The organism is Janthinobacterium sp. NFX145, from assembly GCF_049810325.1.
Classification (GTDB): Bacteria; Pseudomonadota; Gammaproteobacteria; order Burkholderiales; family Burkholderiaceae_D; genus Janthinobacterium; species Janthinobacterium rivuli.
In genome coordinates, this window is sequence record NZ_CP187360.1 from 524094 (window position 1) to 541919 (window position 17826).

Here is a 17826-nt window from a genome sequence, read left to right on the forward strand (position 1 = left end):
AGCGATATGACCGAACAGAAAAATGGCCCGGCCCTGGCGGAACTGCTGCAGCGTAACCGCCGCTGGGCCGACTCGATGGTGGCGAAAGACCCGAACTTCTTCAAGAACCTGGAAGCGCAAACGTCGCCCGAATACCTGTGGATCGGCTGCTCCGACAGCCGCGTGCCAGCGAATGAATTGCTGGGCATGGCGCCTGGCGACGTGTTTGTGCACCGAAATATTGCCAATGTGGTCGTGCATTCCGACCTCAATTGCCTGTCCGTGCTGCAATTTGCCGTGGACGTGCTGAAAGTCAAACACGTCATCATCGTCGGGCATTACGGTTGCAAGGGCGTGCATGCGGCCATGACGGGCACGCGCATCGGCCTGGTCGACAACTGGTTGCGCCACGTGCAAGACGTGGGCCAGAAGCATGAACGCTACCTGGGCGACGTGCTGACCAGCCGCCAGCGCGGCGACCGCCTGTGCGAACTGAACGTCGTCGAACAAGTCTTGAACGTGTGCCAGACCACCGTCGTGCAAGATGCGTGGGAACGGGGCCAGGAACTCAGCGTCCATGGCTGGGTCTATGGCTTGAAGGATGGCTTGCTGAACGACCTGGAAGTGACCGTCACGGCTGGCCACGAACTGGCGCCGCGCATGGCGACGCGCCTGGCCCGCTACGAAGCCATCGCGTAATCGATGCCGGCGCCGTGCCTACGGCGCCGCATTGTCCAGGCGGTTCAGGTAATCGGTCGCCTCCCGCACGCCCTCCTGCGCCGCCTGGCGCAGCCAGGTTTTGGCCTGGGGAATGTCTTGCGGCGTGCCCCGGCCTTCGGCCAGCGCCACGCCATAGTGGTAGCGCGCCAGCCGCGCATAGGCCGCGTCATCATTCGTATGTGCGCCGCGCCGCATCAGCGCCGTCGCCTGTTGCAAGTCCTTAGTCACGCCGATGCCCGTTTCGTACAGCTGGGCCAGCCAAATCATCGAATACACATCGTTCCAGCGCCGGATGCAATCTTCAAAGATGGCGACGGCGGCCGCATGGTCGCCCGTCTTGTCGGCCGCATAGCCGTACAAACACTTGATGCGCTTGCCGCTGTGCACATAGGCTTTGTAGCTGAGATCACTTTCACCCTCGCTATCCTGGGCGTGGACGAAAGCAGGGAACAGCAAGGCGAGCAGCAGGGCGTAGGTGGGCATGGCTTTCCTGATCAACGATTGAAGCTGGTAGATAAGCAAGTTGCGTGCTAGCCTCATTCCCCGGCAAAGCCGGCGCAGCTGCGCCATTGCGTGACAGTGCCTGTTGCAGCGTGGCACAACGCGCCGCGCATATCCATATCAGAAATGCTTCGTTTGCAGGATGGGCGAGCAGGCATACAGTGGACTTCCCCAGACTCTAGGCGAGTTCCCATGTCGGCCGTCCTGAAACCCAAGTACTCCACCAGCCACTTCCGTATCGAGACGTTCGATGCGCCGCTCGGCGCGCAAGTGCTGGGGCTGGACCTGGCGCAGCCGCTGTCACTGGACGACTTCCAGCGCCTGCACCACGCCCACCTCGACCATCACGTGCTGGTGTTCCGCGACCAGCACATCACGCCGCGGCAGCAAGTCGATTTCAGCCGCCGCTTCGGCCCGCTGCAAATCCACGTGCTGCGCCAGTTCCAGTTGCCTACGCAGCCGGAAGTGCTGATCATCTCGAACATTGTCGAGGATGGCCAGCCCATCGGCCTGGGCGACGCGGGCCATTTCTGGCATTCTGACCTGTCGTATAAGGAAGTGCCCAGCCTCGGCTCCATGCTGCACGCGCAAGAGTTGCCGCAGGACGGCGGCGATACCGTGTTCGCGAATATGCACCTGGCGTGGGACAGCTTGCCTGCCGCGCTGCGCCACGCCGTGCGCGGCGCCCGTGCCGAACACAGCTACCTAAGCCAGTATGAAGAATTGCGCCGCCGCAATCCATGGCGGCCGGCCCTGACGCAGGCGCAGATCGATGAAGTCCAACCCGTCACCCATCCCGTCGTGCGCGTGCATCCGGAAACGGGACGCCGCGCCCTGTTCGTCAGCGAACATTTCACCACGCGCATCGTCGGCTTGCCCGACGATGAAAGCCGCGCCCTGCTCGACGAACTGTTTGCCCATAGCGTGCGCCCGGAGCACCTGTATGTGCACCGCTGGCAGCCGTACGACCTGGTGTTCTGGGATAACCGTTCCCTGATGCATTTGGCGACGGGTTGCCCGCCCGAGCAGCGCCGCAAACTGTATCGCACCACGATTGAAGGCGATGCGCCGTACTGATTTTTTTGAACGTAGTTGACCCAAGGAGTGTCCATGTTGCCGATCGTTAGTTTTTCCCGCCGCCTGCTTGCCGCCATCGCCGTGCTGTGTATGGCCATGCCCATGGCCCGGGCAGAAGGTCAGATCCGCATCGCGGGCCAGCATGGCATCACCTTCTTGCTGCTCAATATTGCGCAGGAACAAAAGCTGATTGAAAAGCATGGCAAGCAGCAGGGCGTCGATGTCAAAGTCGAGTGGATCACCCTGTCTGGCGGGCCGGCCATCAATGACGCTTTGTTGTCGGGCAATATCGATATCGCGGGGGCTGGGCTGGGGCCGTTGCTGACCATCTGGGACCGCACCAAAGGCCGGCAGAACGTGCGCGGCGTGGCCTCGCTGGGCAACTTCCCCTACTATTTGGTCAGCAATAATCCCAAGGTGAAAACCCTGGCGGACTTGACGGACAATGATCGCATCGCCTTGCCTGCCGTTTCCGTTTCCGTGCAGGCGCGTATCCTGCAAATGGCGGTGGCGAAGCAGTGGGGCGACAAGGAATTCGCCCGCCTCGATAAAATCACGCAAACCTTGCCACACCCGGACGCGGCGGCCGCCATCATCGCCGGCGGCACGGAGTTGACAGGCCACTTCGGCAATTCGCCGTTCCAGGAACAGGAACTGGCGCAAAACCCGAACGCCCACATCATCCTGAACTCGTACGACGTGCAAGGCGGACCCAGCTCGTCGACTCTGCTGTATGCGACGGAAAAGTACCGCAAGGACAGTCCGAAAACTTACCGCGCCTTCATCGCCGCCCTGGCGGAAGCGGCGCAGTATGCGAGCAGCAATCCGCAAGGCGCGGCCGACATCTACATCAAGGTGAATAAAAGCAAGGTGGACCGCAATCTGCTGTTGAAAATCTTTGCCAACCCGCAAGTGCAATTCAAGATCGCACCGCAAAACACTTATGGCCTGGCGCAATTCCTGCACCGCGTGAGCGCCATCCGCAACCTGCCCGACAGCTGGCGCGATTATTTCTTTGACGACCCTGCCATCACGCAAGGAGGCTGACATGAACGCACCCGCTTTTCACCTGGTACGTCCTCCGGTTGCCTTGCAGCCCTTGCTCAGCGTCAAACATGTCAGCCTGGAATACCGCACCGAGCAGCGTACCGTGCGCGCCACTCACGACGTCAGTTTCGACGTGTTCCGGGGCGACCGCTTCGTGCTGCTGGGGCCATCCGGCTGCGGCAAGTCGTCCTTGCTGAAAGCCGTGGCCGGTTTCATCGCGCCGCGCGCGGGCAGCATCGCCATGCAGGGCCAGCCCATCCATAAACCGGGGCCGGACCGTGTCGTCGTGTTCCAGGAATTCGATCAGTTGCCGCCATGGAAGACTGTGCTGGAAAATGTCATGTTCCCCTTGCTGGCCAGCAAGCGCCTGGACAAGCAGGCGGCCCGCGAGCGCGCCCATCACTGGATCGCCAAGGTGGGCCTGGCCGGCTTTGAAGATGCCCATCCGCATACCTTGTCGGGCGGCATGAAGCAGAGGGTGGCCATCGCCCGCGCGCTGGCCATGCAGCCGGAAGTGCTGCTGATGGACGAGCCGTTCGCCGCCCTCGATGCCTTGACCCGGCGCAAGATGCAGGAAGAGCTGAGCCGTCTGTGGGAAGAGCTGCGCTTTACCCTTGTGTTCGTTACGCATTCGATCGAGGAAGCTTTGGTCGTGGGCAACCGCATCCTGCTGCTGTCGCCCCATCCGGGCCGGGTACGGGCCGAACTCAACAGTCATCAATTCGGCTTGCACAGCGCGGGCAGCGCGGAATTCCAGGCCGCCAGCAGCCGCATCCATGGCTTGCTGTTCGATGAGGAAGTCGCTCCCGTCGCGCAAGCAGAGCCTGTCCACCGGGAGGCCGTATGAGCGCGCTGCTGGAGCCGCCTATCCGCCAGGAATTCGTCTACGCGGCGCCGCCGCCGGCCGGCGTCACCGTCGAGCAGCCGCTGTCGCGTTGGCAGCGTCTGAGCCAGCACGCGCTGTGGCGCAAGGCTTTCATTTTGCTCAGCCTGGCCTTGCTGTGGGAAGGCGCGGCGCGCTGGACGCAGAACGATTTACTCTTGCCCAGTTTTCTGCAGACGGCGCAGGCGTTTATCGGCGGCATCGCCAGCGGGGAATTGCTCACGCGCACGGCTGCATCCCTGGTGGTGTTGCTGCAAGGCTATGCGGTGGGCGTGCTGGCCGCCTTCGTGCTGACCTTGCTGGCCGTGTCCAGCCGCATCGGGCGCGACGTGCTGGAAACCCTGACGGCCATGTTGAATCCCTTGCCGGCGATTGCCTTGCTGCCGCTGGCTCTGCTGTGGTTCGGCCTGGGACGCGCCAGCCTGATCTTCGTCATCGTCCATTCCGTGATGTGGCCGCTGGCCCTGAACACGTATGCGGGCTTTCAGGGTGTGCCCGAAACCCTGCGCATGGCGGGCCGCAATTACGGGTTGAACGGCTTGCGCCTGGTGCTGCACATCCTCGTGCCGGGCGCCTTGCCCTCCATCGTCTCGGGCTTGAAGATAGGCTGGGCATTCGCTTGGCGCACCCTGATCGCGGCCGAGCTGGTGTTCGGCACCACGTCGGGGCAGGGCGGCCTGGGATGGTACATCTTCCAGAACCGCAACGAGCTGTACACGGACAAGGTGTTCGCCGGCCTGGCGGCCGTCATCGTGATTGGTTTGCTGGTGGAAAATATCGGTTTCCGCACTGTGGAACGCGTGACTCTCAAACGCTGGGGCATGCAAAGATAGTTATTTCAGCATGCTGCGCGCCGCCGCGATGATTTGCCGTGACAGCTGCTCCATGCGCGGCGATTGCACCTTCCACGTATGCCAGTACAGGGCCACGTCGGCCGTAGTCTTGGGCGTGAGCATTTCCACCAGTTCGCCATCCGTGTTTGCTTTCAACAGCAGCTCGGGCACCATGCCATAGCCGAGGCCATAGCGGATGGCGTTGAAGTGCGAGGTGGCGCCCGGCACATAATGGCAGGGGTAGGCGCCTTCGGGCAGCCCCAGCGCCTCTTGCAGGAACGACGATTGCAAGGTGTCCTTGCGCGTGTACGCGACGACGGGCGCCGTGCGCGCCGCCTTGCGCGTCAGCCCGTGCGCAAACCACTGCTGGCGGAACGCGGGCGTGGCCACCAGCCAGTAGCGCATCACGCCCAGCGGCTCGGCCGTGCAGCCGCGCATGGGTTTGGCTTCCGTGCTGATGCAGCCGATGGCCATGCCCGTCTCCAGCAAGGTATAGGTGTGGTCCTGGTCTTCCACGGTCAGGTCCAGCAGCACTCTTTCGCGTATCAGCACCTCGGACAGGGCGGGGAAGAACCAGGTGCCCATCGAGTCCGCATTCAGCGCCAGCACCAGGGTCAGCGGGGCATCCTGCTGCACCGCCAGTTCCGCCTGCAAGTCCGCTTCCAGCAGCTTGGCGCGTTTCAGGTACTGCATCAGGCGCTGGCCCATGCGCGTGGCGCGCGCCGGACGGCTGCGCACGATCAGCGCATTGCCCAGCTGGCTTTCCAGCGCCCGCACCCGCTGTGAAATGGCGGGCGACGTCAGGTGCAGCCGCAACGCCGCCTGCTCGAAGCTGCCCGTTTCGACGACGGCGCGAAACGCTTCCGTGTGCTTGGGATTGAGATCCATGGTCGTTCCTACATAAGAAAAATTTATCAATACTAAATAATACTTACTTTTGATAAGGATGGGTGTGTTGCAGTGCACAATGCCTCTTTGATGGAGTGCCGCGCGCCAGCGTGCGGCTTCCTGGCAGCAAGGAATACCACCATGGAAGCACAAGCGAACGACAGCAGCACCCGCAAGCCCCAGTCTAAGCTGGCGCGCAATCTGAAATTCGGCCTGGGATTGACCCTGGGCCTGGGCATGGCCGCCGCGCTGGCGGGCGGCTGGTGGCTGCGCCAGGCGTGGCAGGATTTGCCGGCCGTCGAGCACCTGGCCCAGTACAAGCCCGCACTGCCGCTGCGTATTTTCTCGAGCGAAGGCGAGCTGCTGGCCGAATACGGCGAAGAGCGCCGCGAATTTTTGCCCCTCAAGGAAATCCCCCTGCGCATGCGCCAGGCCTTGCTGGCCATCGAGGATGCGCGTTTCTACGAACACGGCGCCGTCGATTTCTATGGCTTGACGCGCGCCACCCTGGCCAACGTCGTCACGGGCCACCATGCGCAGGGCGCCAGCACCATCACCATGCAGGTGGCGCGCGACTTTTTCCTGTCGCGCGAAAAAACCGTGCAGCGCAAGCTGACGGAGATGCTGCTCGCCTACAAGCTGGAACAGCACTACGGCAAGGACAAGTTGCTGGAACTGTATATGAACCAGATTTACCTGGGCGAGCGCTCCTACGGTTTTTCTGCCGCCTCGAACATTTACTTTGACAAGCCGCTGGCCGACGTCAGCATCGCCGAAGCAGCCATGCTGGCCGGCTTGCCGAAAGCCCCATCGGCCTATAACCCCGTCGCCAACCCACAGCGCGCCACCGTGCGCCAGCATTACATCCTGCAGCGCATGCGCGAACTGGGCTACATCACGCCGGCCGAATACGATGCGGCCGTGGCGGAAAAGCTGGCCCTGAACAAGGACCGCAACAGCTCCGTGCATGCGGCCGCGTATGCGGTCGAGGAAGCGCGTCAACTGATCTTGCAAAGCTATCCCGAAGGCGCTTACAGCATGGGACTGGACGTGACGACCACCATCCGCATGGCGCCGCAGCGGGCGGCCGACAAGTCGCTGCGCGATGGGCTATTGAGCGCACAGGCGCGGCGCGGCTACCGTGGCCCGGAAGCCCGTCTGGCCGCTTCCGAAGACAGCGTGGCGCGCCAACTGGCTGCCTACCCGGACAGCGGAGAACTGCGCGCCGCCCTCGTGCGCAAGGTCGATACCGCCGGTAAGCGCCAGGTGATGGCGCAGCTGCGCAATGGCGACGAGATCGTGCTGACGGCCTCGGAAGCGCGCCTGGGCGGCAAGCTGCAATGGGATGGCAAGCGCGCCATCGTCGCGGGCAGCGTCATTCGCGTGGTGCACGACGCGGCCAAGAAGGGCTGGCTGGTGAGCCAGTTGCCCGAGATGGAAGGCGCGCTTATCTCCGTCGAGGCGCACAGCGGCGAAATCGTCGCCATGGCGGGCGGCTTCGATTTCTACCGCAACCACTACAACCACGCCATGCAAGCCTACCGCCAGCCTGGTTCCAGCTTCAAGCCCTTCGTGTATTCGGCGGCGCTGGAAAAGGGATATTTTCCCGGCACGGCCGTGGACGACACGCAGCGCTTGCTGCTGCCGCAGGAAACGGGTGCGCGTCCATGGCGCCCGCGCAATTACGGCAACAACTATGAAGGCTTCATCAGCGTGCGGCGCGGCCTCGTGCGCTCGAAAAACCTGGTGGCCGTCAGCCTGATGCAGGCGGCCGGTCCCGGCTACGTGCAGCACTACGCCACGCGCTTCGGTTTCGAGGGCGCGCGCAATCCCGTCTCCCTGCCGCTGGCGCTGGGCGCGGGCGCCGTCACGCCGCTGCAGCTGGCGCAATCGTATGCCGTGTTTGCCAATGGCGGCATGCAGATGCCGCCAAAACTGATCAAGGAAGTGCGCAGCCGCAGCGGAGAAGTGCTTTTCAGCGATGCGGCGCCACGCGCCAAGGATGCGCCGGCGCCCGGTACGCAAGTGATCTCCACGCGCAATGCCTACGTCATGGACAGCATGCTGCGCGACGTCGTCAAAAGCGGCACGGGACGCGGCGCGCTGGCGCTGGGGCGCGGCGACGCGGCCGGCAAGACGGGCACGTCGAACAACGCCTATGACGCCTGGTTCGCCGGCTATTCTTCGGGGCTCGTCTCCGTCGTGTGGCTCGGCTACGACCAGCCCAAGAGCCTGGGCAACGCCACCGGGGGAACGTTGGCGCTGCCCGTCTGGCGCGACTACATGCAGGTGGCCGTGCAGGGCCGCCGCGAACAGGTGCTGGCCGAGCCGCCCGGCCTGGCCCTGCTCGATGGCGATTACGTGTATGCCGAATACCTGGCCGGCGACTGCTTGCAGGATAACTTTGCCTTTATCCACAGCAGTGTCGGCTGCGGCAGCGGCGGTGCGGATACGCGCATGGCGCACGGTGAAGCCGGCGATGGCGGCTCCGGCACGGGCACGAACGAAGCGCGCACCTTGAACGAAGCGCGCGAACGCGAACAAATTCTCAAATCATTTTCGGAAGAATAAGAGCATGCTGCTATATACGATTTACCTGGTGGCGATCGTCGCCGAAGCGATGTCCGGCGCCATCATGGGCATGCGGCGCGGCATGGATTTGTTCGGCATTTGCATGATCGGCACCGTCACGGCGCTCGGTGGCGGCACCGTGCGCGACGTGCTGCTGGGGCACTATCCGCTGGGCTGGATCGCGCATCCCGAATACCTGCTGTTTACCATCGGCGCGGCCATCGTGACGGCCTTTGTCGCGCGCTATTTGCACCATTTGCGCGCCATCTTCCTGCTGGTCGATGGACTGGGCCTGGTGGCGTTTTGCGTTATCGGCTGCGACATCGCCATGTCGGCCAAGATGCATCCGGCCATCGTCGTGCTGGCGGGGATGATCACGGGCGTCTTCGGCGGCCTGCTGCGCGATATCCTGTGCAACCAGATCCCGCTGGTGCTGCAGCGCGAAGTGTATGCCACCGTGGCCCTGTTTACGGGCGCCCTGTATGTGGGCCTGCTGCACTTCAAGGTCGACAGCTCGGTGGCGCAGCTGGCGTCCATCGGTGCCGGCTTCCTGTTCCGCTTCCTGGCCCTGCACTTCGAGTGGCGCCTGCCGAATTTTAACGGCGACCGCATACGGGGTTTTGAGTAAGGCAGCAGCCGCGTGAATATTTTTTCTCGCGTTTAACCCCTTTTTCTGCGCTGCCGCGTTTCATGTTGGACACCCCAGCCAACCGGAGAAGAAGCGATGTCCAGCGCCCTCAAAATTACATTGATACTGTCCCTGCTGCTGTCGGCAGGCAGCCACGCCGCCGGCACGGCGCCGCGCAAGACCCTGGCGCCGTTCGCCAGCGAACAGGCCTTGAGCAGCTATCTGCAGCAGTTGCAGGCGCGCCAGGCGGCCCTGCAAAGGGAGCAGCAGAAACTGCAGCGTGCCACGGCGCAGTCCATGTCGGCGCCGCCGGCTCCTCCCGCCTCTCCCGCGCCAATGATGGCGAAATCCGCGCCGGCAGCATCGGCAGAAGCGGCGGAATCCGTCACCAATGTGCAAACGGCGGGCGTGGACGAAGGCGGCATCGTCAAGCTGCATGGCAAGCATCTGGTGATGCTCCGGCGCGGCAAGCTGTTTACCGTGCAGGTGGGGGGCAATGCCCTGCAGCCCGTGTCCTCGCTCGACGCGTTCGCGCCGGGCAGCGACCCGTCGGGCAGCTGGTATGACGAAATGCTGATCGATGGCGACACGGTCGTGGTGATCGGCTACAGCTACAGCCGCGGCGGCACGGAGATCGGGCTGTTCGACGTCAACGCCGATGGCAAGCTGGCCTACCGCTCCACCTATCACTTGCGCTCCAACGATTATTATTCCTCGCGCAATTACGCGAGCCGCCTGGTCGGCGGCAAACTGGTGTTCTACTCGCCCCTGTCGCTGAATTTGCGCCGGGGCGACCCGTTCGGCGGCTTTCCCGCGCTGCGCCGCTGGCGTCCTGACGCCGTGCCGTCCGACTTCAAGCGCATCGCCCCGGCCACGCGCATCTACCGCACCGATGAAGAACCGGAAATGGGCTTCGGCCTGACCCTGCACACGGTCACCGTGTGCGACCTGGCGCAGCGCGACATGCGCTGCGAAGCGACGGCCGTGATGGGGCCCCAAGGCCGCGTGTTTTATGTGTCGGGCGAATCCGTTTTCGTGTGGACGACGCGCCGCGGCAGCGACTCGGGCGTGTTCCGCATTCCCCTCGATGGCAGCGCGCCCAGCGCACTGAAGGTGGCCGGCGCGCCCGTCGACCAGTTCTCGTTCCTCGAAAGCCCTGACGGTCACCTGAACGTGCTGCTGCGCGCCGAAGGCCAAGGCGACGCCATGTGGGACGGCGCGCGGGGGCGCGGCGACATGGCCTTGCTGCGCGTGCCATTGGCCTCGTTTTCCGATGGCCGCGACAGCGCGCCCGCCAGCAGCTACCAGCCGCTGCCCGGTGGTGGCGGCTATGGGCTGCAAAACCGTTATGTGGGATCCTATCTGTTGTACGGCAATCCGGGCAATCCCGGACGTCGTCAGGCGGACCAGGCCTGGCCGCGCCAGCCACTGTATGCCGTGCGCTGGGCCGATGCGGGCAGCGTGCAAGCCTTGTCCCTGCCGCATGGCGTGGAGCGCATCGAGGCGCTGGGCAATGACGCCGTGGTAATCGGCGCGCAGGGCAAGGATCTGCACTTCAGCCCCATCCGCCTGGGGGCGCAGGCGGCGATTGCCACGCGCTACATCCGCGCCGACGCGGCGCAGGGCGAGTCGCGCAGCCACGGCTTTTTCTACAAGCCGCAAACGGCCAGCGAAGGTCTGATCGGCCTGCCCATCCTGGGCGCGGACGAGCGGCCTGGCCTCAACAAGTCAGCCGCCTCCGTCCTGTATCTGCGCAACAGCGGCTTGCAGTTGACGGAACTGGGCGCGCTGGCGGCGCGGCCGGGCCAAGTGCCGGACGACGGCTGCCGCGCATCGTGCGTGGACTGGTATGGCAATGCGCGTCCCTTGTTCCTGCAGGGCCGGGTCTTCGCCTTGCTTGGCTATGAAGTGGTGGAAGGGGCGCTCAAGGATGGACAGATCCGCGAAGTGCGCCGCATCAGCTATGCACCCATTGCGTCCCCTGTTCGCTGAGGGCGCTGGGAAATTGCCGCTGCCGCGTAGTTCGGCTACACTGCTCCGCATGCCCGACACCCTCATTACCGCGACGGATGAAGACCTGATGCTGCGCTACAGCGCCGGCGACCTGCCGTCGTTTCGCGAATTGTACCGGCGCCATGGCCAGGGACTGTACCGCTTCGTGGCCTGGCGTTCGCCGCGCCGCGCCTGGGTGGACGAGATCGTGCAGGATGCGTGGGCCAGCCTGCACGCGGCGCGCGCCGGCTACCAGCCGCAAGCGGCGTTTCGTACCTATCTGTACCAGATCGCGCGCAACCGCCTGATCGACCTCCTGCGCCAGCGCGAAGGACAGGAATACGATGAAGTGGGCGAATTGGCGGACGGGGGCGCATCGCCGCCGCAATCGCTGGAACAGAAACAGCAGCATGCGCTGCTGCATGCGGCCATCGCCGCGCTGCCGGTGGAGCAAAAGGAAGCGCTGGTGCTGCAGCAGTTCAGCGGCATGAGCATTCTGGAGATCGCCGTGGTGACGGGGGCGGAAGCGGAAACCGTCAAGAGCCGGCTGCGCTACGCCATGCAGAAATTGCGCGCGGGCTTGGACAGCGTCGCTGGCACGGGAGGACAGGCATGAAGACGCACGATCAAGATAACGACGATTTGCATGACGAGGAATTGAAGGCGCTGCTGGCCAGTCTGCCGCAGCCCGCGCCTTCCAGCGCGCTTGATGCGGCCATCCTGGCCGACGCGGAAAAAGCCTTGCCGCAACCAGTCGCCGCGAACGACAGCGCCGATGGCGTGCTGCGCACCCTGCCCGTCAAGAAGGCGCCCGACTACCTGCAGCGCTGGCGCGTTCCGCTGGGATTGGCCGCCGCCGTGCTGTTGACGGTGAACCTGATCGGCGTGGACTGGTTCGGTTCGAAGCCGGCGCAATTTCCCGTGGTGGGGGAACCGGTCACGCAAGAGGTGATGCGGGAAGCCGCACCGGTCATTGCACCGGCGGCCGCACCTGCGACTGAGTTTGCGCCACTACCGCCAGCACCGCGCGCCATGGTCAAGGCGGCACCGAGGCCGCCGGCGCAAGCCGAGCCAGTGCCAGCACCCGTGTCAGCACCCGTTTCTCCGCTAGCGCCACCGGCCCCGCCTCCACCTCCGGCAATGCGGGAGGCGATGGAGCAGCAAGCGGCCATGCAGGCCGAAGCCAGCCTGCAGCGCCAGGCGCCGGCACAGCGGGCGCTGGCCATGCCCGCGCCCGTCGTGGCAAAGTCGGCGCCGCTGCCACCACCGGCCAGGCTCGACGCTTCCGTGTGGCTGGTGAAGATCGACGCCCTGCTCAAGGCGGGCGAAGGTGCGCTGGCGCAGGAGGAGTGGACAGCCTTCCGGCAGGCGTATCCCGATTATCCGGTGGCCGAGGAACTGCGGCAGCGGCTGGAGAGTAAGTAAAAAACGCTAGACGATCCCCTTCCTGCGTTCCCACACGGCGCTGCCGACGAAAATGGCGGCGCACACCCACATCACGGCCGGCAGGGCGTTCACGCCCACCGATTGCATCAGGACGCCCGTCAGCAGGGGGCCGCCGCCGCTGGTGATGCCCCAGGTGGCGTTGACGATGGCGCTGGCGCTGGTCAGCGACAGGCCCGTAAACCGTTCGCCGCAAGCCACCAGCGCCAGCATGTAGATGCCGCCCGCCGCAGCGCCCAGCAACAGCAGCAAGGTCCACCACAGCCACGGCGTGCCGACGGCAAATGGCAGCAGCGGCAGCAACAGGCAGACGGCCACGCCGCAGCCCGCGTGGACTTTGGCGCGGCCGTAGCGGTCGGCCATCCATCCCAGCGCGAATTGCAGGCCCGTGTCGCCCACCAGCACCACGGTGGCCGACAGCAGGGCCAGATCCGTGCCGATACCGTGTTCCATCGCGTACAGGGGCAGCAAGCTCAATGCCAGGGTGTCGAACAGGGCGAAGAAGGCGGCGCCGAGCACGATCATCGGCATGCGCGGCAAGATCAATGTCCACTTTACGCCATGCTCTTCCGGTTCCTTTTCCGGGCCGCTGTTCGAGATCAGCATCAATCCCGGCACGGCCAGCAAAAACAGCAGGCCGCAGGCGGCGAAGCTCCAGGAAATCTTGTCATTGAACAGCGCCACGAGGGCAGGGCCGATCAGCTGGAAAAAAGTAAAACTGGTGGTGTACATGGCCACCACTCTTCCCCGCGAATTATCGGGCGCCAGCCGGTTCACCCACGCTTCGCCGATGGTAAACAGCACGCCCATGGCGCCGCCGAACAGGAAGCGCAGCACGCTCCACGCCAGCAGGTGGTCGGTACACTGCATGGCGATCGTCGCCAGCGAAGCCACCCATACGGCGCCCAGCATGGTGGCGCGCGCGCCGAAACGTCCCACCCAGCGCGAGACGAATGGCGAGGCGGCCAGGATGCCCAGGGCGCTGACGGCCGTGATCATGCCGATGATGTCCGTGCCCACGCCGCGCTGGTGCAGGGTCAGCGCCGTCAACGGCATGGTGGCGCCCAGGCCCAGGCCCACCACGCCGATGCTGACGACGAGGGCGAAGAAGTCGCGCCAAGGCATGTGCTTCATGGCTGCCCCCGCAGGGTGAAAATGGTGTTCGGGATGGCTGGAAAACGGTGTGGATGCATGGGAAAGGTAGGGACTTTGCCTGCGGCGCTGGTGTTTGGCGCCGGACGGGCATATGATGATTTTATCAAGAGCAATATTGCAAAGCCGTAGTGTAGGCGATGTGTGCCACCGCTGGCCATTCCCATCCGTGTGGCCGCTGCCTGCGGCTCTGCTGTACAGTGAAGCGAGCGGCAGCGCCGTCATGGCGCTGTCATTGGATCGTCACGCCAGCGAGGAAGCTCCATGCGCCGTCCCATCGTTCTCGTTCCCGCCTGCCAGCGCCAGCTTGGCAGCCACGCCTGGCACATGGCGCAGGACAAATACCTGCACGCCGTGCTGCGCGGCGCCGGCTGCATGCCGCTGCTGTTGCCCGCCCTGGGAGCGGACGCGGACCTGGAGGCGGCGCTGCACGTCGCCGACGGCGTCATGCTGACCGGCTCCGCCTCGAACGTCGACGCTCGCCTGTATGGCGAAGACATCCTCCATCCCGACCTGCCGCAAGACCCCGCGCGCGACGCCACCACCTTGCCCCTGATCCGCGCCGCGCTGGCGCGTCAGTTGCCCCTGCTGGCCATTTGCCGCGGCTTCCAGGAGGTCAACGTGGCCCTGGGCGGCAGCCTGCACCAGGCCGTGCATGCGGTGCCGGGCATGCAGGACCACCGTGAAAACGTGCTCGATCCCCTGGCGCGCCAGTACGCGCCTTCGCATCACATCAAGCTGATGCCCGACGGCCTGCTGTCACGGTTGCTGGGCGGCGAGAGCGAGATGATGGTCAATTCCCTGCATGGCCAGGGCATCGCCAGGCTGGCCGATGGCTTGCTGGTGGAAGCGCTGGCCGACGACGGCCTGGTGGAAGCGTATAGCGTGGCCAGCGCCGCCGGTTTTACCTTGGCCGTGCAGTGGCATCCGGAATGGCAGGTGGAAGACAATCCGCAGTCCATGCGCCTGTTCGGCGCCTTCGGCCAGGCATGCCGCGATTACCAGGAACAGCAGCATAGACAGAAAGGATGACAGGCGCGCCGCACCAGCACCATGCGGCGCTTAATCAGGAAAAGCGCAAGACCAACGAGAGGGAAACATGGCAATACGCGAAAATTTCACTTATACGGACATGGATTTGTGGCTCAATGAAAAGCGCGTCACGGAAATCGAATGCCTGGTCCCCGACTTGACGGGCGTGGCGCGGGGCAAGATCCTGCCGCGCGGGAAATTCACCCAGGAGCGCGGCATGCGCATCCCGGAAGCGGTACTGGGCATGACGGTGACGGGCAATTACCCGGTCGACGATGGCGGCTACGACCGCGCCATTTCCAGCACCGACCGCGACATGATCTTGAAGGCTGATCCCACCACCATCACCATGGTGCCGTGGGCCACGGATCCCACCGCGCAAGTCATCCACGACTGCTATTTTGCCGATGGCGCGCTGGTCGATTTCGCCCCGCGCTCCGTGCTGCGGCGCGTGCTGAAACTGTATGCGGACAAGGGCTGGAAACCCGTGGTGGCGCCGGAACTGGAGTTCTACCTGACGGCGAAGAACACGGACCCGGACTTGCCGCTGAAGCCGCCCATCGGGCGCAGCGGCCGGGCCGAGACGAGCCGCCAGGTCTACAGCATCGACGCCGTCAACGAGTTCGATCCCCTGTTCGAGGATATCTACGATTACTGCGAATTGATGAATCTTGACGTCGATACGCTGATCCACGAAATCGGCGCGGGGCAGATGGAAATCAACTTCCTGCACGGCGACCCCCTGGGCCTGGCCGACAAGGTATTTTTCTTCAAGCGCACCCTGCGCGAAGCGGCCTTGAAACACGATATGTACGCCACCTTCATGGCCAAGCCCATGGCGGGCGAACCAGGTTCCGCCATGCACGTGCACCAGAGCGTCGTCGATGCGAAGACGGGCCTGAACATCTTCAGTAACGAGGACGGTTCGGCCGCGCCCATCTTCAAGCATTACATCGCGGGCTTGCAGCGCTATATGCCATCGGCCATGGCCATCGTCGCGCCCTACGTGAATTCCTATCGCCGCATCGTGCGCCACACGGCCGCGCCGATCAATATTCAATGGGGCCTGGACAACCGCACGGTGGGTTTTCGCGTGCCCGAATCGGGCGTGCAGGACCGCCGCGTGGAAAACCGCATCATCGGCGCCGACGCCAATCCCTACCTGGCCCTGGCCGTCACTTTGGCCTGCGGCTACCTTGGCATGACGGAGCAGCTGGAAGCGACACCGATGATGGTGGGCAGCGCCTACGACATGAAGTTCGAACTGCCGCAAGGCTTGCCCGAGGCCCTGCAGTTGCTGCGCGCGGAAGACAAGCTGCGCACGGTGCTGGGCGAGCGCTTCATCGACGTGTATGCGGCCATCAAGGACCTGGAACACCAGGAGTTCATGACCGTGATCAGCCCGTGGGAGCGCGAACATCTTCTGCTCCATGTTTAAGAAAGGATATCAATGAGCACATCCAACAATCCGCTGGCGCCGAGCGCCGCTTTTGTATCCTCCGTGGCGCAGAAAAACGCGGCGCCGCAGGTGTACGATACAAACGCCATCCAGCAGATGGACTCGGCCCACTACCTGCATCCATTTACCGATTTTAAAGATCTGGCAAGCAAGGGCGCGCGCGTGATGGTGCGCGGCGACGGCGTCTATCTGTGGGATAGCCAGGGCAAGAAAATCGTCGACGGCATGTCGGGCCTGTGGTGCGTCAACGTCGGCTATGGCCGCACGTCGATCTCGCAAGCCGTGTACCGGCAGATGGAGACGCTGCCGTTCTATAACAGCTTCTTTGGCACGACGAACGTGCCGGCCGCGCAGCTGGCCGCCAAGCTGGCGCAGATATCGCCGCCGCAGTTCCAGCACGTGTTCTTCACCAGTTCAGGTTCCGAAGGCAACGACACGAATCTGCGCATGGTGCGCCGCTACTGGGATATCCTCGGCTACAAGGAGAGACATACCATCATCAGCCGCCACAACGCCTATCACGGCAGCACGGTGGCGGGAGCGTCGCTGGGGGGCATGGATGGCATGCATGCGCAGGGCGGCATGCCGATACCGGGCATCGCGCATATCGGCCAGCCCAATTACCTGGAGTCGGGCCATGGATTGACTCCCGAGGCATTCGGCCTGAAGGCGGCTGGCTGGCTGGAAGACAAAATCCTGGAAATCGGCGCCGACAAGGTGGCCGCCTTCATCGGCGAGCCGGTGCAGGGCGCGGGCGGCGTCATCATCCCGCCATCGACCTACTGGCCCGAAATCCAGCGCATCTGCGACAAGTACGGCATCTTGCTGATCGCCGATGAAGTCATCTGCGGCTTCGGCCGCCTGGGGCGCTGGTTCGGTTCCGAACTGTTCGGCATCAAGCCCGACCTGATCACGTTTGCCAAGGGCGTCACCTCGGGCTACGTGCCGCTGGGCGGCGTGCTGGTGGGCGACCGCGTCGCTAAAGTCTTGATTGAACAGGGCGGAGAGTTCACCCACGGCTTCACGTATTCCGGCCACCCCGTCGCCTGCGCGGCCGCGCTGGAAAACATCCGCATCATCGAGGAGGAACAACTGGTGGCCAAGGTGGCCGAGGATACGGGGCCGTACCTGCAGCAGTGCTTCGCCAGCCTGGGCGAACATCCGCTGGTCGGCTATGCGGACAGTTGCGGCCTGGTCGCGGGCCTGAACCTGGTGCGCAAGAAGGGCGCCACCGTGCACGAAAACGAGCTGTTCGACGAAAGCCAGGGCGTGGGCATGATTTGCCGCGGCCACATGTTCGACAACGGCGTCATCATGCGCGCCGTGGGCGAGCGCATGATCGTCGCCCCGCCGCTGGTGATGACGCGCGCGCAGATCGATGAAATGGTGGGCTTGATAAGGGTGTGCCTGGACAAGACGTATGCGGATGTGAAAGCGAAGGGCTGGATGTAGCTATCGTCGAACCCAAACGCAAGGGCCGGGGTCGTACCCTGAGGGTACGACCCCAGTCTCTGCTGTTGGGTTTTTATCGACATCTGTACAATTTTTAGACCAGATAAGCGGCAGTTCCGCTAAACTTCCATCCTGGCCGCTCTTTGTAGCGGCCAGTTTTTCATTTTGA

At 64.0% G+C, this 17826-nt stretch carries 16 protein-coding genes; 13 read left to right on the top strand and 3 right to left on the bottom strand.

The features are described from left to right. Positions 1–6 precede the first annotated feature (6 nt). Positions 7–678, top strand: a complete 672-nt coding sequence (can, locus tag ACPJXG_RS02275) for a carbonate dehydratase (RefSeq protein ID WP_035822585.1) — start codon at positions 7–9, stop codon at positions 676–678. A gap of 18 nt (positions 679–696) precedes the next feature. Here the strand turns inward: can and ACPJXG_RS02280 are convergent, their stop codons facing one another. Next, positions 697–1182: a tetratricopeptide repeat protein gene (locus ACPJXG_RS02280; protein WP_425253284.1), complete on the bottom strand. Its 486-nt coding sequence runs from the start codon at positions 1180–1182 to the stop codon at positions 697–699. A gap of 210 nt (positions 1183–1392) precedes the next feature. Here ACPJXG_RS02280 and ACPJXG_RS02285 point away from each other — a divergent pair, with 210 nt between their 5' ends. The 4 genes from ACPJXG_RS02285 to ACPJXG_RS02300 are packed head-to-tail and all read left to right on the top strand — an operon-like array spanning position 1393 to position 5040. Further along, complete coding sequence (locus ACPJXG_RS02285) at positions 1393–2277, top strand: TauD/TfdA dioxygenase family protein (RefSeq protein ID WP_425253285.1); 885 nt, start codon at positions 1393–1395, stop codon at positions 2275–2277. Between the two features lie 33 nt (positions 2278–2310). Further along, the gene (locus tag ACPJXG_RS02290; protein WP_425253286.1) at positions 2311–3324 is read left to right on the top strand and encodes an ABC transporter substrate-binding protein; all 1014 of its coding nucleotides are present in this window, start codon (positions 2311–2313) and stop codon (positions 3322–3324) included. A 1-nt stretch (position 3325) separates the two neighbouring features. Next, positions 3326–4171, top strand: a complete 846-nt coding sequence (locus ACPJXG_RS02295) for an ABC transporter ATP-binding protein (RefSeq protein ID WP_099376347.1) — start codon at positions 3326–3328, stop codon at positions 4169–4171. Further along, a complete protein-coding gene (locus tag ACPJXG_RS02300) occupies positions 4168–5040 on the top strand; it encodes an ABC transporter permease (protein ID WP_425253287.1) in 873 nt (290 codons plus the stop codon). Before ACPJXG_RS02295 ends, ACPJXG_RS02300 begins: the two co-directional genes overlap by 4 nt. Here the strand turns inward: ACPJXG_RS02300 and ACPJXG_RS02305 are convergent, their stop codons facing one another. Continuing rightward, on the bottom strand, positions 5041–5928 hold the full coding sequence (locus ACPJXG_RS02305) for an HTH-type transcriptional regulator ArgP (RefSeq protein ID WP_425253288.1): 888 nt from the start codon (positions 5926–5928) through the stop codon (positions 5041–5043). It lies immediately after the preceding gene. Between the two features lie 141 nt (positions 5929–6069). Here ACPJXG_RS02305 and ACPJXG_RS02310 point away from each other — a divergent pair, with 141 nt between their 5' ends. The 5 genes from ACPJXG_RS02310 to ACPJXG_RS02330 all read left to right on the top strand — a co-directional run bounded on the left by ACPJXG_RS02310 (position 6070) and on the right by ACPJXG_RS02330 (position 12544). Continuing rightward, on the top strand, positions 6070–8499 hold the full coding sequence (locus tag ACPJXG_RS02310) for a penicillin-binding protein 1A (RefSeq protein WP_425253289.1): 2430 nt from the start codon (positions 6070–6072) through the stop codon (positions 8497–8499). A 4-nt stretch (positions 8500–8503) separates the two neighbouring features. Next, entirely contained in the window at positions 8504–9127 is a 624-nt protein-coding gene (locus tag ACPJXG_RS02315) for a trimeric intracellular cation channel family protein (protein ID WP_035822575.1), read from the top strand. 96 nt (positions 9128–9223) lie between these two features. Beyond that, positions 9224–11119 carry a beta-propeller domain-containing protein gene (locus tag ACPJXG_RS02320; RefSeq protein ID WP_425253290.1) on the top strand — a complete coding sequence of 632 codons (1896 nt, stop codon included), beginning with the start codon at positions 9224–9226 and terminating at the stop codon, positions 11117–11119. Positions 11120–11168: 49 nt separating this feature from the next. Continuing rightward, complete coding sequence (locus ACPJXG_RS02325; RefSeq protein WP_425253291.1) at positions 11169–11735, top strand: sigma-70 family RNA polymerase sigma factor; 567 nt, start codon at positions 11169–11171, stop codon at positions 11733–11735. Then, a complete protein-coding gene (locus tag ACPJXG_RS02330; RefSeq protein ID WP_425253292.1) occupies positions 11732–12544 on the top strand; it encodes a hypothetical protein in 813 nt (270 codons plus the stop codon). Before ACPJXG_RS02325 ends, ACPJXG_RS02330 begins: the two co-directional genes overlap by 4 nt. Positions 12545–12550: 6 nt before the next feature. On the opposite strand, the gene ACPJXG_RS02335 is transcribed toward ACPJXG_RS02330, so the two are convergent. Next, the gene (locus ACPJXG_RS02335) at positions 12551–13939 is read right to left on the bottom strand and encodes an MFS transporter (protein ID WP_374106357.1); all 1389 of its coding nucleotides are present in this window, start codon (positions 13937–13939) and stop codon (positions 12551–12553) included. A gap of 39 nt (positions 13940–13978) precedes the next feature. Between ACPJXG_RS02335 and ACPJXG_RS02340 the strand changes: the two genes are divergently transcribed. The 3 genes from ACPJXG_RS02340 to ACPJXG_RS02350 all read left to right on the top strand — a co-directional run bounded on the left by ACPJXG_RS02340 (position 13979) and on the right by ACPJXG_RS02350 (position 17657). Beyond that, a complete protein-coding gene (locus ACPJXG_RS02340; protein ID WP_425253293.1) occupies positions 13979–14746 on the top strand; it encodes a gamma-glutamyl-gamma-aminobutyrate hydrolase family protein in 768 nt (255 codons plus the stop codon). Positions 14747–14813: 67 nt separating this feature from the next. Then, entirely contained in the window at positions 14814–16184 is a 1371-nt protein-coding gene (locus tag ACPJXG_RS02345; protein WP_035822563.1) for a glutamine synthetase family protein, read from the top strand. Positions 16185–16196: 12 nt separating this feature from the next. Further along, positions 16197–17657 carry an aspartate aminotransferase family protein gene (locus ACPJXG_RS02350; RefSeq protein ID WP_425253294.1) on the top strand — a complete coding sequence of 487 codons (1461 nt, stop codon included), beginning with the start codon at positions 16197–16199 and terminating at the stop codon, positions 17655–17657. The last annotated feature ends 169 nt before the right edge of the window (positions 17658–17826 follow it).